Raw genomic sequence first — 23,611 nt, 5'->3', positions numbered from 1 at the left:
ACCTGGCTAGCTGAACATCATCACCTCAGCAGCAATCTCAATTTGTACCATACAAGCGGGTGCATAGAAACACCTGACCGGCGACTCTCGTTGGATGCGTTCCAGCCAAGATCCGGCGTTGCTAAAAGCACTCGCTTCCGAGCTAAAAGCTCGGCGCGCAGCGCTTGGCATGAGCCAGGATGAGTTGGCTTTTTCTGCAGGGATCAACCGCACATTTGTTGCGAAGCTTGAACTCGCGACGACAAGTCCATCCCTCTCGAGCCTCTTTAGGCTATCGAATGGGCTAAACGCCGAGCCGTGGGAGCTGATACTCGCAGTGCAGCAGCGTTATGAGGTCGAGGTGCGCACGAAGTCTTAATCGACAGGAGCAGTAGCGTCGCCAGGCCAACGTTGGAATGGCTGAAGCAGCCTTTCCGTGGAACCTTCGGACGTCTGCTTCAGACTGAAAACGGACCTTCGTCATTGCGCCGCCAACAGGCGTTGTCGACTTAGAGCGGACGTCGCACCAACCTGCACGTCGTGGAACGGCTACCTGACGCGAATATCGCGTCCTGACCTGTCCATTCCTCTCGCGAGGCTTCGAGATCGGGAACTACCTTAGGGCGCGCAGCAAAGCACTCCATGCTGACGCGATCTCCGCGGCCCATCTGTCAGGGACTGCAGCAAACGCCGCAAGCATCGAGCCGATACCAACAACAAACGCAGCCGCGGTAAGCCACTCCATCCTCCGCTGCGCCCGGATGCTTTCGCGCACGCTCAAGATGGTGGAGAGCTGTTCGAACTGCTCCCGCGTCGAGGATTCGTCTTCCAGGAGCCGCGTTGCAAGTGATTGCACCCGCCGCCGCAGCGATTCGGCAATTTCCTCGGGCTGTTCATCCTTCCAGCCCGGTGTGGTAAAGGTCTCGCAGTCGTGGCGGTAAGTCCCTCGCGATTTCGCGCTCTCCACCAGTTCACGCGCTATCGCGGGCAATCCCATGTTTTGGTCGAAAAACTGCTGGATGCGGTCGATCGTCCTCAGCACGTGCCTCTTGGTCTTTGACGCGCGCATCGACTCACGCATGACCTTGATCTCTTTGGCAACTTCGGTGAGGTACGCCGCCGCTGCGAAATAACCTAGCAATCCTTCGATGCGTGAGTGGGTTACTGCAATGTATGCTGAGGGCGGCTCTCCATAGGTCCGCAGGAGTTCTGCCGGAACGCTGCTCGTGAGCAGATTCACGATTAAGTGAGGCCGGTCCTCACGGGGCCACGTGGCCCGTTGAATAGAGAAGCGCAGCCCCTGAATTTCCCCCGACGTCCACACGTCAAAGGGCCCTGCATTGACCATAATCTTCTGCCAGTTAAAGTAGGGATGCTCCTTCCGTTCGGCGAAGAGGTCTTGCAGATTGGTGGTCACAAACTCGGCTATGGGGAAGCGTTCTGGTTGGTTCAGCGAGCAGAAAAAGCCCGGCATGCTTTGTCCAAACCATCCCTCCACCATCCGATTCAAATGGGAGCGGATGCGCGCGATTGCATGTTGCTTCAAGTGGACCGGATCCAGCTCAGTGATAGCCCACCGGCGTGCACGGCGCCAGACCGACGATCGATTGAGATTGAGCTCGTGTTCGTACAAAGTGGTCGCTTCCGGCTTCAGCACGAAGCAGACGACAATGCACGTGACTGCTGGCACTATCTGGTGAAGTCGCACCAGCAGGTAGTCGACCTCGTCCGGCAGTGGCGCGTGGTTTGCATGCCCAACATATTTAGCCAGATCCGCCCGCCTCACAACAGGTCCAACGTTGTACCAGGCGCCCCCGTGCAAACCATAGGTTCGTTGCTGCTGAACCCAGGCGAGCGCGCCCTCGCCATTGAAACTGCCTGAAGTCCAGCCGAGCTTCTCAAGCGCTCCATACAAGCGGTCGCTCTCGTTTGGACCGAATACCTCCGTGCCCCAGACAGCACGGATTCGCAACTCCTCCTCGGCAGGAAGCCGCGTATCTCGATTTGATTCTTCGTCATGGGCACGCCGGTATGCATCGTCGCGCGGGTGTGGGCCGGGAATGACGTTGGGTGCCAGCCAGTGGAGTCGCCACCAGAGCTGCCGAACGCGCCGCCTGAGCGGGGTCTCAGGGCGTGGCTTGGTTCCGGATGGCTTCTCTGCACCGTGTGTGGCTTGGGAACTTTGTGATTGGGGCATCGTTCGATGTTGAGCAGAATCGCTGCAACTTAACCACTAGCGCAGCGGAACTTCCAAACGGCGATCCTCACGCGCGGACCTCCCACACCAGCCCCCGCAGCAGGTCGAAGAATGCGGTATGGACAAACTGCGGATGACGGCGCAATGTCGACCTCCAAAACTGCTCTTCATGAGTGGACAAGTGCTCATGTCGCGACACCAGTGTTCCTCGAGTTGTGAAGCCAAGGCTCGGGGTAGCGATCTTGGAAGGAACCGGCCGAGTGGTCATCGCGTGACAAATCCTGCTAGCCAGCGCAGCACATTGCGCACCGCGCTAACGAGGAGCCCGAGCACCCGCTTCGCGTTGAGGGTTCTCTGCGCACGCTGACGCAGTGCCACAAACAGCAGCAGACGGTCGCGGCCCGCATCGTAGCCCCTCGTGATGTCGTTCTCCACAATCGTGAAGCCGCCGGCTGAGAGTTTCAGCCGCTTGAGACTTTCGAGTTTTTCGAGCCCGAGGTCGCGAACTCGCGCGAGCGCGGTACCGGACGCTTCGAGCATGCTTTGCGCCTCCCCCGAACTCACCCAAAGGCTGTTGGTCCAGACATCGACGAACGCAGCCTCGGTTCTGACGCACAGGGACGCGATCACTGCGTTAGTGATGTCGCCGACTTCTCGCAGCATGCCGCCCGACAGGTAGTCGCCAGAAGCGGAACGCCGTCGTTCCATCGCCTTCACATCGCGCTCAAATTGCTCCTCTGCTTGCTCAATCGCAGCGAGCGTTTGCGAGCTGAAAAGAAAGATGGGTTTCATCTTTCGGCCGACGCGACGTCGCGCACTGGCAGGGTATCAACAGCCGCCGCAGACCACAGCCGGTCGCGAATGCGGGCTTCTAAATCGCGGTAGAGCGATTCCCCATCGTGGGCGAGAACCTCGTGCCGCGAGAATTCTCGGCGCGCGTCATCCGGCATCTCCAGCCGCGTGCTGAGTTCGGTGAGGGCGTCGCGAACCATGATCTCCAGCCTGTCGAACAGAGCCCGAATCTCGGGCAGCATGAATATGGCCTTGCGGTCGACGAACATCACCAACTTCTGCCGTGAATCTTTGCACTTGCTGAGCGTCAACCAGCCCATCGCTTTGCGGTAATAGGCGGTCCTCTCGGCCGCTTCATTAATGACATGAATCTCCTGCTTTTGCCATTCTTCAAGTTCCGAGGACTCGATGAACTGCGCGGCCTGGCCTTCGCTCATCGCTTCGAACTGATAATCGCGGCGCCCTCTGCCTGTTGCGTCGCGGGTGCGCCAGTACGCGTCGTGAAGGATGGCCCAGCCTTCGTCCAGCGTGTCGAACTCCTGAGCGTTCAGCTTGCGCGCTCGGTCCAACTCGCGATCTATCGAGCTTTGCAAGTGGCGCAGCGCCATGTCGTGCTGCTGTTCGATCTTCTTGAGTTTCTCGGCGAACCGGTTCTCGAGCCACTTGCTCGTCAGGTGCTTGAACGCCTGCCATGCGGCAGTGAGAACGAGAATGATGAGTGCCGCGTACCCGCCGAGCTTCGCAAGTACCTCCAGCAAGATGCTCTCAGGCACTGGGATCTTCCGTTGGAGTGGGCGGCTCGCCAAGCCTATCAGAGGCGGCATTGCGCTTTGCCGAACCGTGGCCCACATGCTGCGAAAGCGGCTCACGGCACTCGTGGATGACCTCGCCCGTTTCGTAGTCGGTGACCTTCTCGAAATATGTATCGGCCTTACGGTCGATGTCGACTTCGCGATGCACCAGCTTCCCGAGGCGGTGCGACAGGCTCGGCTTGGAAATTCCTTCGAAGGAGGGGCGCTTGTCGCCAGGGTTCTTGCCCTTCCAGCCCCACCCATCTAGCACGCGAATCTTTTCGTAAATGAACACGTTGTGCGTCCGCGATGTTCCGCCGCATTGCATACAGGGCGTGGCGGGGAGCGCTGCCGCAGCGGCGTCGATTGGCGCGCCGCAGGTGGTGCAGGTTGTGTAGTCTTGTTCTTCTTCCACGAGCGTCCTCTTATGCCTGATCGGTCGCACATTTGTGCGTTCCAGTCTACACAAACGTCTGTATGTTTGCACAGTGCCTTGTGTTGTCTACCGCCGCGGCGCAGCGGCAAAAAAGACTGTCCTGCGAGATGGCGCGCAAGCGGCCCGCGACCGGCAACGTACTTCGGTCGAGACGTGCACGAGGTCCACGGCATCCAATGTTGGGGGCTTGGAGCACGGCGCCGAGAGGCCGGTTGTGGCCGATCTGAGGGCGTAGCCCGTCGCGTTGCGAAGGACGGCTCCCGCTGCCTTGCAGACCTTCGGCGCAACCTATATGCCCGGGACATGAAGGCTCCGCTAAGCTTGCATAGGGCCGCCTGGAGCCTGTGATGCACCGCATCAGCTGCAACGTAAGGCGAACTGGCCATCGCGCGCACGCTTGCGCTGGTCCCGGATCCGGCCCTGCTCCGCACCAGGGAGAGGCTGGCGGGCCGCCGCATCCAGCGAGGCGATCACAGCTTCGAGTTGGGCGCACTCGGGGCTTGACGCGCTCGATCGACGCGAACCTCGAATTTCGCAGCGTTTCAGCTCAACGCCTGCTCATCCAATTTTTACTGTCACGCAAAAGCATTCTGATGCCCGAGAAGCGCTTCGGGGTCGGCTCGAAAAATTCGGATGCACGGCGATTTTTTGCTTGGTGAGCAAGCGTTGTGCGACCGTTAATTTCACCTGAGGATCGTTCCCCTGCAACGGTCACTTCAAGGTCATCTCATGAACTTCTCCGCACAGCGCGCGCAGGTCCGCCACCGATGGCTCTTACTGGCCATGGCGTCGTTCCTCTGGGCCAGCACGGTACAAGCGCAAGACAGCTATCGCATTGCAACGGAAGGCACCTATCCGCCTTGGAGCTTCAAGGACGCGCAAGGCACGCTGCAGGGGTGGGACGTCGACATCGCGAACGCGCTGTGCGAGAAGATGAAAGCCCGTTGCGAGATCGTCGCCCAAGACTGGGACGGGATGCTCCCGGGTCTCATGTCTCGAAAGTACGACCTGATCGTCGCCAGCATGGCGATCACCGAACAGCGTCGTCAACGCGTGGCCTTCTCCACCAAGTACAAGGAGACCGTCTCCCGCTTCATCGCCCGCAAGGACGCCCCACCAGACGTTAGCCCGGAGGCGCTCAAGGGCAAGTCGATCGGCGTGCAACGCGGCTCGATCCAGGCTGGCTATCTGGGTCACAACTACAAGAACTCCGAACTCCGGTTCTACGACACCCCGCAGGCGGCCGAACTCGACCTTGTCGCAGGACGCGTCGAGTACATCTTTGGCAACATGGTGACGTACTTCGTGGGCTTCATGAAGACGACGGACGCCCAAAACTTCGCCTTCATTGGCCCAGAACTTAAGGGTGGGCTCCTTGGGGAAGGTAACGGCATTGCCGTGCGCAAGGACGACGCGCAGACGCTGTCCAAGGTCAACGCCGCGCTCGATGCCATCCGCGCGGACGGGACCTACGACCGCATCACGGCGAAGTACTTCCCCTTCAAGCTGATGTAGCCGGGTGGCCTGACGTATGGAGATTCTTCATGGCTACGAAGGTCAGCTGCTGCTGGGCGCCCTGACCACTTTGCAACTCGCGGCGTCCGCGCTCGTGCTAGGCACCGTCCTGGGCATCGGCGGCTGCTGGCTGCAGCTCTCCGGCTACCGACCGTTGCAGGCGTTGGGCTATGCCTACGCCGCCATCGCCCGGGGCGTGCCAGATCTGCTGATCGTCTTCGCAGTTTTCTTCGGCGGATCACTGACACTGGCCACCTTCACAGGAAGACACGTGGAGATCGACACCTTCGTGGCAGGCGTCGTCGCGCTGGCCCTGTCCTTCGGTGCCTACGTGGCCGAGATCGCGCGCGGCGCCCTGTCGTCGGTGCCCGGCGCGCAACGGGAGGCCGCACGGACGCTGGGCTTGTCCAGAACTCAGACGCTTTGGACAGTCGTGTTGCCACAGGCGGCTCGCGCAGCACTGGCCCCTTTCGGCAACCAGTCGATCGTGCTGCTCAAGCAGACGTCCATCGTTTCGATCGTGGGCTGCGACGAGCTCATGAGAAAAGCCGCGGAGGCGTCGGGTGCCACACGTCAGCCGTTCACAATGTACTTGGCGACAGCGTGCATCTACTTGGCACTGACCGCCCTGCTGACGTTGTGTCTCGAATGGGCAGAGCGCAGGACCATGCCCTTGGCGGCCAGGTGATCCGGTATGTTCGACTTTACCCTTCTTTGGTCCATCCTGCCTGCGCTGTTGACGGGCGCCAAGCTCACGCTGGTGCTTACCGCCCAAGTCATCCTCGTGGGGATCGCACTCGCATTGCCGGTCGCCATGTGCAAGAACTCGCGGTTCGCGGGAATACGCGCCGCGGCCAACGGCTACATGTTGTTCTTTCGAGGCACCCCGGCGCTGGTCCAGCTGTTCCTGCTGTACTACGGCGCCGGGCAGTTCGAGTTCGTCCGTGGTTCGTTTCTCTGGCTCGTGCTGCGCGATCCGTTCTGGTGCGTTGTGATCGCGCTCGGCCTGAACTCGGCCTCCTACGCCGGCAAGACGCTGGCCGCCGCGCTCGATGCCGTTCCGAAGGGCATTCGGGAAGCCGCGTTCGTACTTGGCCTCAGCCGCGCCCACACGTTCTGGCGAATCGATCTACCCCTCGCCCTCCGGACGGCGTTGCCGGCCCTCGGCAACGACGTCATCCTGACCTGCAAGGCGACCTCGCTGGCCAGCACGGTGACGCTGCTCGAACTCACCGGCACCGCCCGCCTGCTCACATCCGAAACCTATGCGCCGTACGAGGTGTTCCTCGGCGCCGGTCTGGTCTACCTCGCGATCAACTATCTCCTGATGTCCGGCCTGCGCAGGCTGGAACGCAATCTCAACCTCCAGGCATCCCCACAGCCATCATGAAGTTCATCACCCTAGGACCCGCCGGCAGCAACCACGAGTTCGTGACGCTGCGCTATCTCGACTTTCATGGGCTGCGGGAGCGTGCCACCGTGGAGCTGGCAGCCGACTTCGCGCAGTGTGCCGATGCCGTGTTGACGGGCACCGCCGATTTCATGATCCAGTGCGCCGTGCATCCGTCGTGCACAGCGACGATGGGCAGATTCTTCGAAGGACTCTTTGCGGTCGACACGTTCATCTCGCCCAGCCAGGATCTTGCGATCCTCCAGCGCAACGACGCCGTGGAACCGCGCTCGCTGGCGATCATGCGCCCGACGCTCGACTACATCGATGCCCGACAGTGGGAACGCATCAAGCTGGTGGGAACCGTTGCCGAAGTGACCAGCGGCTTGTTGGCCGGCAAATACGCCGCTGGCCTGGGCTATGCAGCGGCGGCTCAGTCGCACCCCGACATCCTGCACGTCACGCAATTCATCGGAACCGTGGACGATGCATGGATCGTTTACGGCCGGACCCGCGTCAGCGGAGGGAAGCTTCTGGCATGGCGCGACAGCCCCGCCAGCCGGCTCTTCGGGCAGGCGGCATGAAGATGGATGTCCCCGCCCCGCCGCTGGTGGTCAGCGTTGCCAAAGTCTCGAAGCATTTCGGGGCCCATCAGGTGCTTCGCGAGGTCGACCTGACTGTGAAGGCCGGCGAGCGCGTGGTCGTGTGTGGGCCCTCCGGCTCGGGCAAGTCGACGCTTGCGCGGTGCATCAGCGGCCTGGAAGGCTATGGCAGCGGCACCGTGACCGTCAACGGCATGACGATCTCACCGCAGATGCGCCACAGGGATCTGGTTGCGGCAAGCATCGGCATGGTCTTCCAGCAGTTCAATCTGTTTCCGCATCTGACGGTGCTGGAGAACTGCACCCTGGCGCAGACATGGGTGCTGCGTCGCTCGAAGAGCGAAGCGCGGGAGATCGCGCTGACGCATCTGGCCAAGGTGCGGCTGGACGACAAGGCCTCGGCATACCCGGCTCAGCTCTCGGGCGGCCAGCAACAACGCGTCGCCATCGCCCGCGCGCTCTGCCTGAACCCGTCGGTGATGCTCTTCGACGAAGCCACTTCCGCACTGGACCCCGAGATGGTCAAGGAGGTGCTGGAAACCATGATTCTCTTGGCGCGCGACGGCATGACGATGATCTGCATCACGCACGAGATGGGCTTTGCCCGAGCGGTCTCCGACAAGGTCGTCTTCATGGACGGCGGACGCATCGTCCAGGAGGCCTCGCCAGACGTGTTCTTCGGCGCGAACGCGGATCCGAGGATCCATAGGTTCCTCAGTCAGGTCTTCTGAATCCATGTGGAGCATGGCATTGACCTGTGAACGTTTTCCAGATTACTCAAGGAGCCTCTATGCCGAAGTTCGTTTTCGCTGCCCGATGCCTTTCTGCTAGCGTGATACCCGCCTGCGTGTTCCTCGCGTCCTGTGCCACCGCGCGGTCGGATCCACCCAGCGATTTCGCGAGGCTCGTCGACCTGAGCGCCGCTCGCCTCGAGATATCACGACAGGTCGCGCTCACCAAATGGGACAGCGGCTTCCCGGTTGCCGATCCACCCGGTGATCCACGCGAGCAGCAGGTCATTGCCGCGGCAGCCGCTGAAGCAGCGAATCGTGGTGTGTCGCCCGAACTGGCCAGCGCCTTCTTCGCGGACCAGATAGAGGCGAGCAAGCTGGTGCAGATCGCACTCATGACCAGGTGGCGGCGCGCCGGTGAGGCACCGGCAGAGCCACGCGCCGACCTGAGCGGGCAGCTGCGCCCGGCCCTTGACCGGCTGCGGCCGATGTTCATCGACGAGCTGAAGGCGGCGCAGCGCCTTCGCGAGGCGCCCGATTGCAGGACCCGATTGGCAAACGCCACTGCCGATCTTGCAAGGGCCCGCCAGATGGCGCCTCTCTTTGTCACGGCACTGGACCGGGGACTGGCACGTGTCTGCGGTGATTGAGCCTGCGCAGCGTGACTTCCTAGTCAGAGGGGCGTTCTCGAGGGCTGTCCCAAACGGATAGAGCGTTGTGCACTCAAGGAGTGCACTTCGCGCGCATGGCACCGCGGGCCCCTACCTGATCGAGCAGTTGTGCGTCAGGGCCGACGGGCAAACGATGGAAGTGCCCCAACTTCACGAGAGACGGCCATGCGCACCCTCCTCATCGACAACCACGATTCGTTCACCTACAACCTCTACCAGTACCTCGCCGCGGTCAACGACGAAGAGCCCCTGGTCGTCCGCAACGACGAGATGCCCTGGGGAGCCGTGGAAAAGCTCGGCTTCGACAACATCGTGATCTCACCCGGTCCCGGTCGCCCGCAACGCCCTGCGGACCTCGGCATTTCTGCCGACGCGCTGCGACACGCAAGCGTGCCCGTGCTGGGTGTGTGCCTGGGACACCAGGCCATGGCACATGCCTGCGGCGCAACGGTCGATCTCGCCGTCCGACCGATGCATGGCCGCCTCGACAAAATATCCCACGCGCAGAAGGACATCTTCCGCGGCATTCCGGACCTTTTCGAAGCCGTGCGCTATCACTCGCTCGCCGTCACCCAACTTCCGACCTCATTGGAGGCGCTGGCATGGACTTCGGATGGCACCCTGATGGCGCTGCGACATGTCGCACGTCCCTGGTGGGGCGTTCAGTTCCACCCCGAGTCGGTCTGCACCGAGTTCGGCGCCAGGTTGCTGCGCAATTTCCGCGATCTGACGCAGGAATGGCGCAGTGCACCCGTTCGACGCAGCGCACCGAGCAGCAATGCCGCCCATGCCATTCCGACGGGGGATGGCCGCTTACATGTGCACGTCGAATGGCTCGACACGGTGGCCTCGGCTGAAGACATGTACGTCGCCGCATTCAGCGCGTCGCCCACGTCCTTCTGGCTCGACAGCAGCCTGACGGACAGCAGGCGGGCACGGTTCTCCTTCATCGGGGACGCCTCAGGGCCTCGTGCCGAGATCGCATCCTATGACGCGCATGACCGCCATCTCGAGATACTCCGAGGCGACACTTCCGAGGTGCGCGCAGAAAGCGTGTTCGACTACCTGCAGGCGCAGCTGGCGCTCCCGCGGCCCGTGGCCCCTCTCCTCCCCTTCGACTTCCATGGCGGCTTCGTAGGGTATTTTGGATACGAATCGATGTCGATCCCTCTGGCTCAGCAGCCTCTTTCGGACTGCATGCCGGACGCGGCCTGGATCAAAGTCGACCGGTTCATTGCCTTCGACCACGCGGAACAGGTTACGTGGGTCGTTTGCCTCGACACGCAACATGTCTCCGAAACGAATCGAGAATGGATGCGGCGCATGCGCGAGCGCCTTGCCATTCGATCCACGCCACCGCCTTCGTCAGCTGCACCGCGGCCGCCCGCCTCTGGGTTGGGAGCGCTTGCATGGCGAACCTCGCTCTCGTCCTACCGAGATCTGATCGTCGAGGCGCAGGCGCAGATTCTGCAGGGCGAGACCTACGAGGTCTGTTTGACGAATCAGCTGCAGGCTGCAGGGCTGATCGAGCCTCTGGGTGTCTATCGGATGCTTCGCCAGCGCAATCCGGCGCCCTACGCGGCTTTCTTGAAGTTGGGCGATCGGGCAGTCCTGTGCGCCTCGCCCGAACTGTTCCTTCGTATCGGCCAGGACCGCAGCGTGGAATCCAAACCGATCAAGGGGACAGCCGCGCGCGGCGCAACGCCAGCGGAAGACGAAGCGGTTGCGACCGAACTTGCCCGTGACGAGAAGACGCGTGCCGAGAACCTCATGATCGTCGACCTTCTGCGCAACGACCTGAACCGCGTGTGCGAGGTGAACAGCGTGCATGTCCCGAGCCTGTTCAGCGTGGAGACCTACGCCACCGTCCATCAACTGGTCAGCACGATTCGAGGCCGCCTGCGCGCGGACCGTACGGTCATCGACTGTGTCCGCGCCGCCTTCCCGGGGGGTTCGATGACCGGCGCGCCCAAGGAGCGCACGATGCACATCCTCGAAAGCTTGGAAGACGGTCGGCGCGGTGTCTACGCCGGCAGCCTGGGCTACCTGTCTCTGGACGGCGCTGCACAACTCAACATCGTGATCCGGACGATCATCAGCACACCCTCGGGGATATCGATCGGTGCCGGCGGTGCCATCGTCTCGATGTCGGACCCTGATGCCGAGGTGTCGGAGATCGTTCTCAAGACACGCGCGTTAGCGGACGTCTTGGAGGCGTGCGGCGCTACCGCAACTGAGCCGCTTCCCTCGGCTCAGATCCCGAGCTCGGACTCCGCGGCAGGCACGCCCAAAGACGCGGAGGCCTCAGGTGGTTGACCCAGATGCAAACCGTCGAGGCATCGGCCTGATGTTGCTGGCGATGGGCGCCTATGCCCTGAACGATGCTTTCGTGAAGGCCACCGCCCACGCGCTTCCAGCGGGTCAACTGCTCGCTGTTCGCGGCGCCTTCGCGACGGTATGCGTACTGCTGTTGGCGTTGGCTGGGCGACAACCGGCATGGCGGGGCGTCAGGTTTCACCCCCTCTTGGCACTGCGCTGTGTTCTCGAGATAGCGGCGGCACTTTCCTCCGTCCTCGCGCTCACTCACGCCCCGCTTGCGACGGTTACTGCGATCATGATGTCGGCACCGTTGATCGTCGGCATCGCCTCATTCGCACTTGGATGGGAAGCGTGGCAGACACGGAGTCTGGTGCTCTCGCTGACGGGCTTGGCGGGCGTGCTCGGCATCGTGCAGCCGTGGAACAGTTCCGTGGCGGCGAGTCTGGACACTGGTACCGGCTTCGCCGTGATCTGTGCGCTCTCGCTTGCTGCCCGTGACCTGGTCACGCGACGCCTTCCAAGCGAAGTTCCCTCAAGCAGTGTGACGATGCTCGTAACTGTCGCCGTCTGCGGTGCCGGGTTGCTGCTGGGGATCTTCGAGCGGTGGGCGCCGCTGGAGGCGTCGAGCGCAGGGCTCCTGCTGCTGGCCGCCATCGCCACGGCATGCGGAAACCTTGCACTGATCTCCGCTTGCCGCAATTCCGACCTGTCGGTGGTTACGCCCTTTCGCTACAGCATGGTGGTGTGGTCGGTGCTGCTTGGCGCGCTGTTCTGGCATGAATGGCCCGACCGTTCAGCCGTGATCGGCATTTCCCTCGCGTGTGTTGCTGGCGTCATGGCGAGCCGTCGCAGGGAAGACCGTTGATGCACGAAGCGGATCAAGAACCGCCGCATCGGGGCGTTCGATCCATCCCGAGCCAGTACTGGTGCGCGACCGGACTATCGCGCCAGACCACGGCTTCCCCCCGATCGACCGCTTCTCGCCCACAGACGATCCAAGCATTGCAGAACGTTCCGATCGGGGCGAGCACCTGCCATTCGCCGCAGTTTGCGAGGGCGAACGACATGAACACAATCCCCGCGTCGTACCGCCGAGCCCGAAGACCTTGCTGTACCGCGGCAACGCTAGGTTCCGGGATGATCTCGGTCCAGCAAGACAGATCGGTGCCGTTCTGCGTCGCGGGCTGCATGGCAACCCGGCCACGCCCAGCTCCAGCGTTTCGCGCTCGGACCAGCGCCAGCGGCTGGCTTGGGGAAATGAAGGCATCCACCACAACCAAGCGAGGGCGGAAGGTGCACGCAATCTCGGCCGCGGCAGGATCAAGCGCGCACTGGAGAAGATAGTCCGCCCGTCCTTCCACCACGTCACGCGCCCCGATGTGGAAATTGTCGAAGAAGGTCTGGCGCACCCCCTCGGTGATCCCGTGCGATGCGAGGTACCGCTGCAACACGAAATGGTGGTCGCTTCCCTCAGGACCGAGCGTTGCGAAAGTAAGCATGGTGGCCCCAGATGTTCGTTACGTCCGAATTTGCGCAGGACAGGTCTATCGATTCTGAGGGTGCAAGAAGTCTGTGCTCAACCGAGGTGGGCCGGATTTTGTGACGTTGCCGCGTCGCGACAGTGGATCCAAAGCTTCGGGGATGAAACGGCAGAGACGGCGTGCCGCAGGTTTGCGAAGTCGATAACCGCCCAAGTTCGCATGGCTGCGACGTGCAGTCCGTCATTCGCATGCCCGCCCGTTCATAGCGCATCGCCGCTTGTCTGAAAGCAACTGGCACAACGGATGCAAACCGGACCCTCACGTCGTGATTTGCATGCCCTAGATCGCCGCACGCCTTGTTGCGGATCCACCGTCAACGTGCAGCCCTCCAAATTCCGGTAGTACCCAGCTCGCCCTCAGATGCCTCTAATGAATTCAACAATAGGAGTTCATCATGAGGATCATTGCCGGAACAGCTGACAGCTTGTCCGCAGGACTGCTCTTCGACATCGCAAGATATCGCTATCGCGTCTTCGTTGAACATTTGGGCTGGAGCCTGCACACGACCGGTCTTTTCGAACTCGACGAGTTCGATCGCCGCGACACCCGCTACATTGCCGCCATCGATGCCACCGGTGCGGTCATCGGAACGGCGCGTCTTTTGCCGACCGACTCCCCTTACCTGCTTGCAGACGTCTTTCCCCAGTTGATGGGCGATGCGCCTTTGCCGCGCTCTGCCACTGTCTGGGAGATCTCCCGTTTTGCAGCCATCGACCCTCGCTCGCCCATGGCAGGCTCGCTGACCAACTTTGCGTCACCACTCGCACTGGACATCCTGGCGGCTGCCATGCGGATGGCGTCGAGCGCCGGCGTACAACGACTGATCAGCGTGTCTCCGCGGGGCATCGAGCGCATTCTCCGACACGCAGGCGTCAACGCAGAAAGAGCCAGCGCGCCTAGACAGATCGACGGGCGTTGGCTTTTTGCGTGTTGGGTTGCCGTCGATCGGCAGTGGCGATCGCTCGCAGAACTCGAGCAGCCGGCGTCGGTAAGAGAGCACGCGGCAACGTAATGGCACCAACAAGCATCCGATGCACACGGCGGCCCTTAACTTACCGAAGGTCATCGATCGAGCAATCCCAGGCGGGTGGCACGCGCTGCGGCAGCCAGCTTGTTGCCCGCCCCGAGCCGCGCGATCGCATTCTTGACATGGAAGTGAACCGTATGCTCCGAGACGTTGAGAATCTGTGCAACTTGCGCGGAGGTTTTTCCATCAGCCGTCCATCGCAGGACTTCAATCTGCCTGGCTGTGAGTGAAACTTCGCTGTCTGGCCGAGAAAGTAGCAGTCGATTCGACAGTTCGAGGTGCGCCACGTTGGCGAGCCACCGCCAGAAGGGGTCCTTCGCTCGCCTCTCGCGCTCGGAGAGCTTCTCGTGCGATCGGACGAGCGACAGCATGCCGATACGGCCATTTCCATCGAAGCAGGACTGCGCCCATCCGATACGCAACCCAAATGACTGCGCTTCGTCCCAGAGCTGTGGCGCCGGCGCGAAGGTGCGGGCAGACCATACCTGCGGGACCGGCGTCCGACTCCCATGGAGCACGGTCGGATCAATCGAGATGTATCCCTGCTCCTGATATCGCTCGACCCACTGATCCTGGTAGTTGCTGACCATCATGAAACGCGGGCGGGTGAAAGGAAGCGGCAGACGCAGACCATAGGCCCAATGCTCGAAACCGAGTTCACGTGCTCCGTAGCCGATCACATTGCCCACATCTTCCACAGTGCGGGCGGCGGCCAAGCGGGTGGCCAGCATTTCAAAGAATGGCCTCACGACTACTCCTGAACAACGCGCAACGGTCTATCGCAAGAGGGGTGTGCTGCAACAAACTCACGCTTCGACTCCGGGGACCCGACAGGGAACGGCTCGCACAAGGACCGGCGCCGTGCGCTTAGCCCACAGACCGGCCTCTACTCAATTGCCTTGGCGCCCCGGATCGGATGCGCTGGGTGCCTCGGTCGCTTGCAAGTACCGTGCCGCGGCCGACAGGGTTCCGGACACGCTCAAAACGGAAGGTCCTGCCGCGAATCCGAGACTCTCGACAACTGCGCGTCGACTGCGGAACCGGGAAGCGCTTCCGCTGAGGGCCTGCGTGAGAGGGTCCAGCGAATGGATACGTGCCCTCAGGCAGTCAGCACTGCCAGCCTTCAGGTAGAGCCCTTCTTCGCCGGCATGCGCCCGCGTCCGCTTCCACTTCGACGCGCCGAGAAAGACCGGTCAGCGGGATAACCAGCACGAACGGATGCCAGCTCCATCGGCGTTGGCGAACGGCAATCGTCAGCGCCGTACGCTGGCTTCCTGTTGGGCGCCCCAGAGCTTCCACCACGGCCGTGGCGCTCGGCGGAGCTGCAGCATCGCCAACTGACTGGGCCGCTGCCTGCGCCTCAGTTCAACTTCCATCGCATGCGCGATACCGAATGCCTCGCGGTCGCCATGGCTGGCGCGTGAACGCCACAGACCCGCGAGGCGGACAAGCTCCTCATCGGGTACATGGGCGAGACGAGCAGGAGGCTTTTCGGAACTCATGACGCTACGTTACAGATCTGGTGACCTGGGTGTATTCGAGGTTTCCACAGGTTGCTCGCCGGTCACTTGCCCCGCCCGCGACCGTGATCGGCCTGTGCGTTGCACAAACTGCTCCACCATGGCGGCAGCATCGAGGCACACAGGGTCATACGGAAGGACCGCGTGCCCTCCCAAGGTTCCACGTGACCGACGAACCGAGCACCATGCCAGACACCTCCTGCCCCAGGCGCCGCTCGATCACCGGCCGCCACGGGACCAGGCTGAAGCCCGTGCCGTCGTCGATCACCGCAAAGCGCCCGCTGGCAAGCTGAATCGACTGGCGGTAGGTTCCCCTGACCTGCTCACCGTCCCGCAGCGGCCTGTAGGTCTTGCCGGTCTTGTCCTGCAATGACTGTCCGGCGGCTGCCAGCTCGCGATCACGCAGCGTTGCCAGCAGATTGCGCGCGAGGACCACGCGCTGCCCCCGGCGTTCGGCCAGACCTTGCTCGGCGAGGAAGTCCACGCGAGCTCGCATTGCACCGCGCACCTCGACACCAAAGCCACGATCTGCCACAGCCGCATCGGTCACCAGGTTCCCGTCCAACCAGGTCTGTCCGATGGCGCGAACCTGCTGTTCGATGGGCAGGTGCGAGCGCAGCTCGATCACCCGGCCTGCGGTTCGCTTCGCATCGTGCTGCCGAGCCTTTTGCATCAGGTCAGCCGGGACCTTCCACACACCATCGGTCAGGCGGTCGACGACGCCGGCGCGTCGCAGCGCTTCTAGCCGGCGGACGTGGATGTCGACTGAGGCCTGCGGATCTCGATCTCTAGCGTGCTGGAGCTGGGCCAGATGCCTGTCCGTGCGGTAGACGCCGTCTTTAGAAGCCGCCAAGATGTTGCGGTCGACAGCCTTCTCCTGTCCCAGCGGTCTGGCCTCCACGATGGCATGCATCGGGAGCTCGGAGAGGTCGGTGCCGGCCGGCAGCTTCAGGTAGTGCGCCCTGCCATCGACGCCATCGACCACCAAGTAGCCCCGGTCATTCAGTTCATCGGCCAACCCTTTGCCGGCGATACGGCCGATGACCGGTGCGGTGGTGACGTCGTCCAGCACCAATTCGCGCTGCTGATCCTTGAGTACGCGCCGCATGGTCGCCACGGCATCTTCCCGATCGCCCATGGCGGCGAGCGTCGCCGCGATCCCCGGCTGGAGCTCCCATCGATTCGCATCCACCCGATCGGCGAGGCCCATCGCTTCGAGCCGCTGCAGCCTTGCGCGCAGCACGTTCTGCTGGAGCCGATCCGATCGACCTCCTGCGAGGTCAACACCGTTCACACCGGCCTGCCGAATCAGCGTTCGATCGAGGCCGGTCAGCCGCTGCTGGTCCACCTCGCGCAGCAGGCCCTGCTGAATCTCCACTTCGGTGCGCGGCCCCAACCACTCGGTGGCGATCTCACTGGCCCGCATGCGCATGCCATGCGCCATGTAGGCAGGGGCGATCACCAGATCTTCCTTGCTGGCGGTCCGCCCGTTCAGCACGATGTGGGTGTGCGGGTTGTCGGTGTCCCAATGATCGACGGCGACCCAGTCCAGCGGCGTCTGCAGATCGACCTCCATGCGGTGCATCAGCTCGCGGGTGAACCCCTTAAGGTCCTCCAGTTCCATCCCGTCTTCCGCCGAGACGATGAAACGGAACTGGTGGCGGTCCCCCTGGCCACGTTCCTGGAAGGCTTTGAGGTCGGCTACATCCGTGTCCTGCCCGTAGGCCTGCCCCTTCTGCCCATCGCGCGTGACGCCATCGCGTTCGATGTAGCGCAAGTGGACAGCGACGGAGCTCGGACTGGCACGCTGGAGCACCACGAAACGGCTCTTGACCATGACGCGCCGGGCGTTGGCCGCCAGCCGCTGGCCGGCCATGGTGGCCGCGACACGGCCTCGGCCAAAGGTGTTGGCGGGTCGACCGGCATTCCTGGCGGAGCGCGCGGCACCGGCCTTGGACACTTCCTTGAGCACCTTCGAAATGAACCTCTGCGAACGCGGCCCGCCGCGAGACTTCGGTGCTCCGGGCTTGACGCGAAAACGGTCATTGTCACGGTCGGCCATGGAGAAGCCCTGAGCGCGATGAGGCGTATGCCATCGCAAACAGCACGCGGCCAAGACCGCAGCCATGCGGGTTCCGGCGTCTGCGAGGCACGCGCGAGGCCACTCGCGGTGCCGCGTCCAACCCACGTGCAGACTGGCTTCCGGGGGCACGACGTGCCACCCCTTTTATCTGGCCCTCCGTCTCCGCCCCTCGCATCCACTCCCGGCTCCACCCCACCACCAGCCGCGCACGAGGTGCGGAGCTCAGCCTGGAAGACCGCGCAGGTGCAGCAGGTGCTGCACGCGGGCGCCAGGCTCCATGCACGTCGGAGTGCGGGCGAACCACCGTTCCGTCCGCAGTTCGGCGGCATGGCGGGTCCAGGGTTGGACACAGCACCAACGCGCGATCGGTGCAGGCTCGGCGCATGCGTGAAGGCATGGCCGGCGACCACTCGGACCGGGGTGCAACACAGCGACCGCATGCCACCGGATCAGCCATTGGACAAGACCTCATGGCTTGCTCCACGTCCACAGCGGCGCGGCGACGCCGAGCACGACGGATGCATTGATGGGACCGAAGTAGCGGCTATCGAACGATGCCGGATTCGTGTCACTGAGCAGGAACAGCTCGTTCTCGGCAAGGTGCCGGCATTGCGCCCACGCCGGGAGCGGGCGACGCGCGCCGTCGTGCGACCGAGCAGTTGCCACATCTGCGCCATCGATTCGTACGACCTGTTCCCGAACGCACACCGACTGCGGCGCCACAGCGCCGATCCGCTTGAGGATAGGCACGCCGTCGGGCAAGTAGTCACGCTGGGCCGCGAATGCGGCGACGTCTGTGGGAAGCTGGACCAGCACGATGCTGCCAACGCGCAGCGAGTCAGGTCCGACATCGGGAGTGATGCGGTACCAGCCGCGCGCAACGCTGTCGCTAGGGTTGTAGACGATGCGCTTTCGAACCTGTTCGATGGCCGGCAGGAAGAGCGCCACGACGGCGACGCCCATGCAGACCAGCAGCGCGTTGCGGCACATGTGCGGCGTCAACACATTGCCTCACGAGCAAGATGCGCCACGTGCCGCTCGACCGTGTACGCCAGCAGCGTCTGGCGTGCTGCCAGACGGTTGCCGACCGTGCGCCAGTGGGCCGCCGCGGCGTCACCAGGTTCGATGCCGGCAGCCCCGATGGCACCGATCGTTTCGAGCGCTGCCCTGCCCTGCTGCTCGCCCTCAGCGCGCAACATGATGCGCGCCGGGTGTCACGCCAGCAATCCTCTGCCTGTGGTCGAACGGCATCGGCACCTGCAGCGCCATGAACCGCCAGAGCGCGGTGCTGTAGTCGCTGCCCGTCCATCTGATGCGGCAGCAGCGTGAGCCCGACGCGAGCACCGCGACGCGCCGCCAGCCATCCAGGGTGATCCCTCTCACGGGCTGGCGGAAGCGCAGGGAGACGTTCATGCGATCCTCGAAGAGGGCGAGCGATAGACGCATGCAACTCGGCCGAGGCTGCAGAGCCGTCTGCGGCCACGGTTGCGCCGAAGCGGACGCAGGACTTGCATTCGGCGTGCTCACGCCTTGCCCTCCGCGTACTCTCGCTCCAGCAGCTCGCGCAGCATGTCGGCCGCCGTGATGCCGCGTTCGAACGCGATCACCTTGATGCGCCCGCGCAGCGCAGGCGTCACGTCGATGGTGAGGCGTGCGGTGAAAACCGCGCTCTTCGCGGGTTCGACGGCAGCGGCGCCCGCGTTCTCGCGATGCACCCAGGCCGTGGCCGGATCCGCCGCAGGCCTGCGCCCGATGGAAGTTCGGCGCGACGTCTTGATGGAGGTCGGAACAGTCATCCCAACACCTCCCGCACGGCTTGGGCGAGCGCCGCGACCTCGCGTGTGGCTGCGCACGCCGGCGCCACTTCGCTCACCAGCTGGCCAGCGGCCACGCTGTCGGCGAACACGATGCGTTGCGAGATTTCCGCATGCAGCGCGGGGAATGGCTGATCGGCCAGGGCCTGCCTGGCCTCGCGCCCGATCACGGTCCCGACCACGCGCCGATTGATCACGAAGGCCGCGCGAAGCTGCGGCCGGAAGACTCTCGCCTCGGCGATCAGGCTCACCATCTCCTGCCTCGCCCACACCTCGTAGGCGCTCGGCTGCACTGGAATCAGCACCAGGTCGGCGGACAGCAGCGCGGAGCGTGCGAGCGCCGCCACCCGGGGTGGACCGTCGATGACGACGTAGTCAGCTTCCAGAGCGATCCGGGGCACTTCCCGATGCAGCGTATCCCTTGCCAGCCCGAAAACGCCGTAGAGCCGTTCATGGCCACTTTGAGCGCGCCTTTGAGCCCAGTCCAGGGCAGACCCCTGCGGATCGGCATCGAGCAGCGTCACGCGGCTTCCGTGCATCGCCAGCTCGCCCGCCAGGTGCGTGGCGAGCGCGGTCTTGCCTGCGCCGTCTTTCTGGTTCAGCACGGCGATGACCTTGCCGACCAGGCTGGCTTGCCTTTCCGAGAGGCGGATTTCAGGTGCATGGATGGAAGCACTGCCTTTTTCTTGGGCAGATCCGTATTCCCTGTTATCCATAAAGTTATGAATCCAGTTAGTCGTTAAGGGAGGTCCAAACCGTTGCTGGGCGTGGCCTGGCAACCGGTTCGTGCGTGTGATTACCCGGGCTTCTTGCGGGCGATTACCCGAAGGCCGTGCGGGTGATTCCCCGAGCCCGCTCACAGCTTCTCCACAGACTGATCAACATCTGCTGTGGATAAGTCGGCGTCGGGCATGCCACGGGGCCAAGGCCAGAAGCGCAGCCAGTCGGTACTGCCGACCCGGTCGATCACGAGCCAGTAGCCCGGCAGGGACTGACGTCGCACCAGGCGCCGCAGATGCAGCGTGAAATCGCTGTAACGCTGCAGGCTGGCGGATTTGAGGTGCAGGTGCCGCAGGTCGAATTTCCAGCCGTCGTGCTGCTTGCCGCCATGCTTGCGCACCAGCCGGTAAAGCCACCGCTCGATGCCGCCTGAAAGCCGGAAGTACGCCGGGTCGAGCGTGAGCACGAGCGCGTTGTCCATCACGCCCGAGAAGAACCAGTCGGCCAGGATGAGCTCGATACCATCGGAGCGACCATCGGATCGGACGTGCTCCTTCCATTCGTTGATCCACGAGAAGCGATGCAAGCGCTTGCCGCCGTGGGCGCGCTCCGGCTGTCGGATGGACGTGGCCACCGTGGTGGACTGCAGCCGGTCCAGCGCGGCCTTGAGCATTCGGTAATCGGTCTGCCCGGTGCCGCGCCGCGCGAAGCGCAGGATCTCGTGGGGCGTGGCAACCATCAGTCGCGACGGTGCGATACCCTTGTCACGCGCCTGCACGATCTGGCTGGCCGCCCAGATCAGCACGTCGGCATCCCAGATCGTGGCGATGCCATGTTCGGGCACGCCCTCGACGGTCAGCGAGATGCCGCCGGCATCGAAGCGGATGGGCACGGTCCGTCGCGACTTTCCCAGCGAGAAGAACGGATAGGCCATGAGATCCTGCGCGTCGCGCGGGGCCATGTCGCCCGCCGGCAGCGCGCGGAACAGCGACAGCTGCGCGCGTTCGCTGGAGGGCTTGGACATGGCTGTCTTCCGGCGTGCGGGACGAACGGACGTACTCAGCGCACCGAGTCCCGCTGCACGTAGCCGGGATCGGAGGTCATGCCGTAGGTGTGGCGATCGGCCCAGGCGCGCAGGTCCGCGGCCGCGTAGACCACGCGCGCGCCGAACTTGCGAAAGCGCGGTCCACCGCCCAGCACGCGCTGCTTCTCCAGCGTGCGCGGCGACAGCCGCAGGAACGCGCCGGCTTCGTCGGTCGTCAGGAACTCGGGATGCGCAGGCGTTGCAGGCACTGCGGCAAGCTGTGGCGCAGGTGCTGCTGCCGTGCGGGAAGGGAACGAACTGCCAGTTGCCATGAAGGCCTCCATCGCTGTGGGTGGGCCGCAAACCATTTGCAGCCCGATGGAGGCAGTCTCGGGATCGAAGGCCGATCCAGGGAGGGAGATCTTCAGCGTGGCGGTTCGTCTCCGGGTAGGTTCGCCAAAGCGCGTCGGACGCCAGCGAGCGCCAGATAGCCACCGTCCCTGTACGCCCGGGCGCGCCGCAGCAGGTGCCGAACCTGCGCGCGCAACTCGCCGTCCTCATGCCATCGCAGCACCACTGCTTCAAGGCCGAACAGGACCTGAGCAATCTCGCGGTGCGACGCGCTGGCCTGCGCGGCATCGAGCGCCTGCAGGGCGCGCAGGTGCAACAGCGCCGAACGGGTGACTGCGCGCACGGGCGCAGCGGGCGGCGCATGGCCCGCCAGGGCCTGCGCCTGCACATGGAAGGCATCGAGCTGGCCGCGCAACTCTGGACCGAGTGGAACGGTACACGCGTAGGCAGTCCCATCGGCGACGTCATCGGCCAGCGCCAATTGCAACCGCCGCGCGGCGACCTCAGCCGCCAAGGTCAGACCGGCAGCACCGAGCGCAAGTCGCTTGCGACCTGGCATGCGCCAGAGGTCGAACCCTCCTCTTTCCGAGCGATCCACTGCCGCGCCCCGCGCCTGCGAAGCGCGCACGTGCAGCAGTTCGCCAGCGGAGATGTCCCAGAGCGGCTGCGCCTCGCGCGCATCCCGATGTGGTTGTTCGACGCTGTCGTAACCCCCAACGCTCGAACCATGCTGTGGGTCGTTGCAACGCCCACGCCGCCCGGTATTGCGGATGGCGTCGCAGGTACTCCCATCCGAGCGCAGGACCGTCGAGGTCCAGGATGTAGAGATAGGCCGCCGATACGCCCCAAGGCTCGCGCGGTAGATCGTCGACGTTGAGTGCGGTCATCAGCAAACTCCTCGGATCGAAGGAAAATGCCACAACGCGAAGTCGATCGGGTCGCCTTTGCGGCGAGGCCACCTCGCGCGAACGACAACCCGGCAAGCGTGCGTCAGTCGTTGATCGGTCCGTCGCGCGGCGCATCGGTCGCATAGGCCGACAGCGACTGGCGCGCCTTGAACTGCGGATCAGCCACGATGCGCAGGCCCTGCAGACCGCGTACGCCCTCCAACGCGGACAGGCTCACGGTCGCCGGAGCCCAGAAACCCGGTCCCCGCGTCGCACAGGCCGTAGGCTTGGTCGCCATCGGCGTCGTCACCGCCATTGAGCGGTGAAATAAAGCAGCCGGCTCAGCGCTCGTGATGCAAGTCAACGCGCTGGGCTGGAACATCCGAAATGTGTAGCTGCGGGTCGTCCCCTTTTCCTACGATCAACAAAAGGAAGTTTCATGAACCTGATCTCACGTGTAGTACCCGTGATTGCCTCTGCGCTTTTGGCCGTGGGACTGGCCGGTTGCGCCGCTTCTGCAAAGAGCGACGACCATGCACATGCAACGATGGGCGCGAACGACATGCAGTCCCACTGGGAGATGCACAAGAAGATGATGAGCGACAAGCCGATCTCCGGCTGCTTCGTCTATTCGCACATTCATGTCGCGATGCTGGGCGATGTCTGCCCGCCGCTGCAGCCGCGTTCTGGGTGGCCGGCTCGCTCGCGATGGTGGGCGCGACGCGCGCGCTCGGCGACGCATCGGCCGCACGACAGCGCCGCATGCGCTGGTGCATCGTGCTGGCGCCGGGTTCCGCATTCGCGGCCTTCGCGCTGGACGTTTATGGCCATCGCAATGTCGGCCTCGAGCCGGACGCGCAGGCCTGGCGCGCCACGGTCGGCGTACTGCTGGGCTACCAGGGCTTCCACCTGACAGTGCTGGTGATCATGAGCATCTACCTGCTGGCACGCAGCCACGCGGGGGCTGGTCGCACCGCAGGCCCGCGCCACGCTCGACAACACCGCCGTGATGTGGCACTGCGTCGCAGCAGGGCGTCACCGGCATCGCGCCCGTGCGGGAAATGCCGTGGGTCGCGGGGCTTTAAAACGCGTGGTCCGAAACGGACCCGTGAAGGGTGCCGGACCACCAGACTGTTGCCGGCGCTGCCCTTGCCGCGCACGCGGTATGAACCGAGGGCGACCATGGCGCGCATCTTCGCTGGATAGCAGGGCGAATCCACT

The 23,611-nt window shown here is 63.7% G+C and carries 26 protein-coding genes and 1 pseudogene; 11 read left to right on the top strand and 16 right to left on the bottom strand.

Annotated features, from left to right (window positions below; all coding sequences use genetic code 11):
* The first annotated feature begins 94 nt into the window (after window positions 1–94).
* Entirely contained in the window at window positions 95–358 is a 264-nt protein-coding gene (locus ACSFBE_RS13735) for a helix-turn-helix domain-containing protein (protein WP_435490945.1), read from the top strand.
* A 234-nt stretch (window positions 359–592) separates the two neighbouring features.
* Here the strand turns inward: ACSFBE_RS13735 and ACSFBE_RS13730 are convergent, their stop codons facing one another.
* The 4 genes from ACSFBE_RS13730 to ACSFBE_RS13715 all read right to left on the bottom strand — a co-directional run bounded on the left by ACSFBE_RS13730 (window position 593) and on the right by ACSFBE_RS13715 (window position 4,174).
* Window positions 593–2,176, bottom strand: a complete 1,584-nt coding sequence (locus tag ACSFBE_RS13730) for a hypothetical protein (protein WP_435490944.1) — start codon at window positions 2,174–2,176, stop codon at window positions 593–595.
* A gap of 264 nt (window positions 2,177–2,440) precedes the next feature.
* Entirely contained in the window at window positions 2,441–2,968 is a 528-nt protein-coding gene (locus ACSFBE_RS13725) for a hypothetical protein (protein ID WP_435490943.1), read from the bottom strand.
* Window positions 2,965–3,741 carry a hypothetical protein gene (locus ACSFBE_RS13720; RefSeq protein ID WP_435490942.1) on the bottom strand — a complete coding sequence of 259 codons (777 nt, stop codon included), beginning with the start codon at window positions 3,739–3,741 and terminating at the stop codon, window positions 2,965–2,967. Before ACSFBE_RS13720 ends, ACSFBE_RS13725 begins: the two co-directional genes overlap by 4 nt.
* The gene (locus ACSFBE_RS13715; RefSeq protein WP_435490941.1) at window positions 3,734–4,174 is read right to left on the bottom strand and encodes a hypothetical protein; all 441 of its coding nucleotides are present in this window, start codon (window positions 4,172–4,174) and stop codon (window positions 3,734–3,736) included. The genes ACSFBE_RS13720 and ACSFBE_RS13715 overlap by 8 nt, the downstream gene beginning before the upstream one ends.
* A 750-nt stretch (window positions 4,175–4,924) precedes the next feature.
* Here ACSFBE_RS13715 and ACSFBE_RS13710 point away from each other — a divergent pair.
* The 8 genes from ACSFBE_RS13710 to ACSFBE_RS13675 all read left to right on the top strand — a co-directional run bounded on the left by ACSFBE_RS13710 (window position 4,925) and on the right by ACSFBE_RS13675 (window position 12,288).
* The gene (locus tag ACSFBE_RS13710) at window positions 4,925–5,710 is read left to right on the top strand and encodes a transporter substrate-binding domain-containing protein (protein ID WP_435490940.1); all 786 of its coding nucleotides are present in this window, start codon (window positions 4,925–4,927) and stop codon (window positions 5,708–5,710) included.
* A 16-nt stretch (window positions 5,711–5,726) separates the two neighbouring features.
* On the top strand, window positions 5,727–6,398 hold the full coding sequence (locus tag ACSFBE_RS13705) for an ABC transporter permease subunit (RefSeq protein ID WP_435490939.1): 672 nt from the start codon (window positions 5,727–5,729) through the stop codon (window positions 6,396–6,398).
* A 6-nt stretch (window positions 6,399–6,404) separates the two neighbouring features.
* On the top strand, window positions 6,405–7,100 hold the full coding sequence (locus ACSFBE_RS13700; protein WP_435490938.1) for an ABC transporter permease: 696 nt from the start codon (window positions 6,405–6,407) through the stop codon (window positions 7,098–7,100).
* A complete protein-coding gene (locus tag ACSFBE_RS13695; RefSeq protein ID WP_435490937.1) occupies window positions 7,097–7,684 on the top strand; it encodes a type 2 periplasmic-binding domain-containing protein in 588 nt (195 codons plus the stop codon). The genes ACSFBE_RS13700 and ACSFBE_RS13695 overlap by 4 nt, the downstream gene beginning before the upstream one ends.
* A 2-nt stretch (window positions 7,685–7,686) precedes the next feature.
* The gene (locus ACSFBE_RS13690) at window positions 7,687–8,433 is read left to right on the top strand and encodes an amino acid ABC transporter ATP-binding protein (RefSeq protein ID WP_435491071.1); all 747 of its coding nucleotides are present in this window, start codon (window positions 7,687–7,689) and stop codon (window positions 8,431–8,433) included.
* A gap of 59 nt (window positions 8,434–8,492) precedes the next feature.
* The gene (locus ACSFBE_RS13685; protein WP_435490936.1) at window positions 8,493–9,083 is read left to right on the top strand and encodes a chorismate mutase; all 591 of its coding nucleotides are present in this window, start codon (window positions 8,493–8,495) and stop codon (window positions 9,081–9,083) included.
* A 186-nt stretch (window positions 9,084–9,269) separates the two neighbouring features.
* On the top strand, window positions 9,270–11,420 hold the full coding sequence (pabB, locus tag ACSFBE_RS13680) for an aminodeoxychorismate synthase component I (protein ID WP_435490935.1): 2,151 nt from the start codon (window positions 9,270–9,272) through the stop codon (window positions 11,418–11,420).
* Window positions 11,413–12,288: a DMT family transporter gene (locus tag ACSFBE_RS13675; RefSeq protein WP_435490934.1), complete on the top strand. Its 876-nt coding sequence runs from the start codon at window positions 11,413–11,415 to the stop codon at window positions 12,286–12,288. The genes pabB and ACSFBE_RS13675 overlap by 8 nt, the downstream gene beginning before the upstream one ends.
* A gap of 13 nt (window positions 12,289–12,301) precedes the next feature.
* Here ACSFBE_RS13675 and ACSFBE_RS13670 read toward each other — a convergent pair whose 3' ends face one another.
* Window positions 12,302–12,922 carry a hypothetical protein gene (locus ACSFBE_RS13670; RefSeq protein WP_435490933.1) on the bottom strand — a complete coding sequence of 207 codons (621 nt, stop codon included), beginning with the start codon at window positions 12,920–12,922 and terminating at the stop codon, window positions 12,302–12,304.
* 436 nt (window positions 12,923–13,358) lie between these two features.
* Between ACSFBE_RS13670 and ACSFBE_RS13665 the strand changes: the two genes are divergently transcribed.
* On the top strand, window positions 13,359–13,976 hold the full coding sequence (locus ACSFBE_RS13665) for an acyl-homoserine-lactone synthase (RefSeq protein ID WP_435490932.1): 618 nt from the start codon (window positions 13,359–13,361) through the stop codon (window positions 13,974–13,976).
* Between the two features lie 50 nt (window positions 13,977–14,026).
* On the opposite strand, the gene ACSFBE_RS13660 is transcribed toward ACSFBE_RS13665, so the two are convergent.
* From ACSFBE_RS13660 to ACSFBE_RS13610, 11 genes and pseudogenes are all read right to left on the bottom strand, one after another.
* Window positions 14,027–14,740 (bottom strand): autoinducer binding domain-containing protein, encoded by a 714-nt coding sequence (locus ACSFBE_RS13660; protein WP_435490931.1) that lies wholly within the window; start codon window positions 14,738–14,740, stop codon window positions 14,027–14,029.
* A gap of 898 nt (window positions 14,741–15,638) precedes the next feature.
* Entirely contained in the window at window positions 15,639–17,573 is a 1,935-nt protein-coding gene (locus tag ACSFBE_RS13655) for a DUF3363 domain-containing protein (RefSeq protein WP_435490930.1), read from the bottom strand.
* A 489-nt stretch (window positions 17,574–18,062) separates the two neighbouring features.
* The gene (locus tag ACSFBE_RS13650; RefSeq protein ID WP_435491070.1) at window positions 18,063–18,557 is read right to left on the bottom strand and encodes a S26 family signal peptidase; all 495 of its coding nucleotides are present in this window, start codon (window positions 18,555–18,557) and stop codon (window positions 18,063–18,065) included.
* A 35-nt stretch (window positions 18,558–18,592) separates the two neighbouring features.
* Window positions 18,593–19,007 (bottom strand): annotated as a pseudogene (locus tag ACSFBE_RS13645) (DUF2840 domain-containing protein).
* 110 nt (window positions 19,008–19,117) lie between these two features.
* Window positions 19,118–19,390: a ribbon-helix-helix protein gene (locus ACSFBE_RS13640; RefSeq protein WP_435490929.1), complete on the bottom strand. Its 273-nt coding sequence runs from the start codon at window positions 19,388–19,390 to the stop codon at window positions 19,118–19,120.
* A complete protein-coding gene (parA, locus tag ACSFBE_RS13635) occupies window positions 19,387–20,124 on the bottom strand; it encodes a ParA family partition ATPase (RefSeq protein ID WP_435490928.1) in 738 nt (245 codons plus the stop codon). Before parA ends, ACSFBE_RS13640 begins: the two co-directional genes overlap by 4 nt.
* 140 nt (window positions 20,125–20,264) lie before the next feature.
* On the bottom strand, window positions 20,265–21,191 hold the full coding sequence (locus ACSFBE_RS13630; RefSeq protein ID WP_435491069.1) for a replication initiator protein A: 927 nt from the start codon (window positions 21,189–21,191) through the stop codon (window positions 20,265–20,267).
* On the bottom strand, window positions 21,188–21,484 hold the full coding sequence (locus ACSFBE_RS13625) for a helix-turn-helix transcriptional regulator (protein WP_435491068.1): 297 nt from the start codon (window positions 21,482–21,484) through the stop codon (window positions 21,188–21,190). Before ACSFBE_RS13625 ends, ACSFBE_RS13630 begins: the two co-directional genes overlap by 4 nt.
* A gap of 92 nt (window positions 21,485–21,576) precedes the next feature.
* Window positions 21,577–22,062: a DNA -binding domain-containing protein gene (locus ACSFBE_RS13620; protein ID WP_435490927.1), complete on the bottom strand. Its 486-nt coding sequence runs from the start codon at window positions 22,060–22,062 to the stop codon at window positions 21,577–21,579.
* Window positions 22,007–22,390, bottom strand: coding sequence for a transcriptional regulator domain-containing protein (locus ACSFBE_RS13615; RefSeq protein ID WP_435490926.1), 384 nt, complete (start codon window positions 22,388–22,390; stop codon window positions 22,007–22,009). Before ACSFBE_RS13615 ends, ACSFBE_RS13620 begins: the two co-directional genes overlap by 56 nt.
* 103 nt (window positions 22,391–22,493) lie before the next feature.
* Window positions 22,494–22,628: a DUF2958 domain-containing protein gene (locus tag ACSFBE_RS13610; RefSeq protein ID WP_435490925.1), complete on the bottom strand. Its 135-nt coding sequence runs from the start codon at window positions 22,626–22,628 to the stop codon at window positions 22,494–22,496.
* Between the two features lie 452 nt (window positions 22,629–23,080).
* On the opposite strand from ACSFBE_RS13610, the gene ACSFBE_RS13605 reads away from it, so the two are divergent.
* Window positions 23,081–23,596, top strand: a complete 516-nt coding sequence (locus ACSFBE_RS13605) for a hypothetical protein (RefSeq protein ID WP_435490924.1) — start codon at window positions 23,081–23,083, stop codon at window positions 23,594–23,596.
* Window positions 23,597–23,611: the final 15 nt, after the last annotated feature.

It is taken from the genome of Variovorax sucrosi (assembly GCF_051216635.1).
In the GTDB taxonomy this organism is placed as follows: Bacteria; Pseudomonadota; Gammaproteobacteria; order Burkholderiales; family Burkholderiaceae_C; genus Variovorax.
This window is presented reverse-complemented; position numbering and strand designations above follow the sequence as displayed.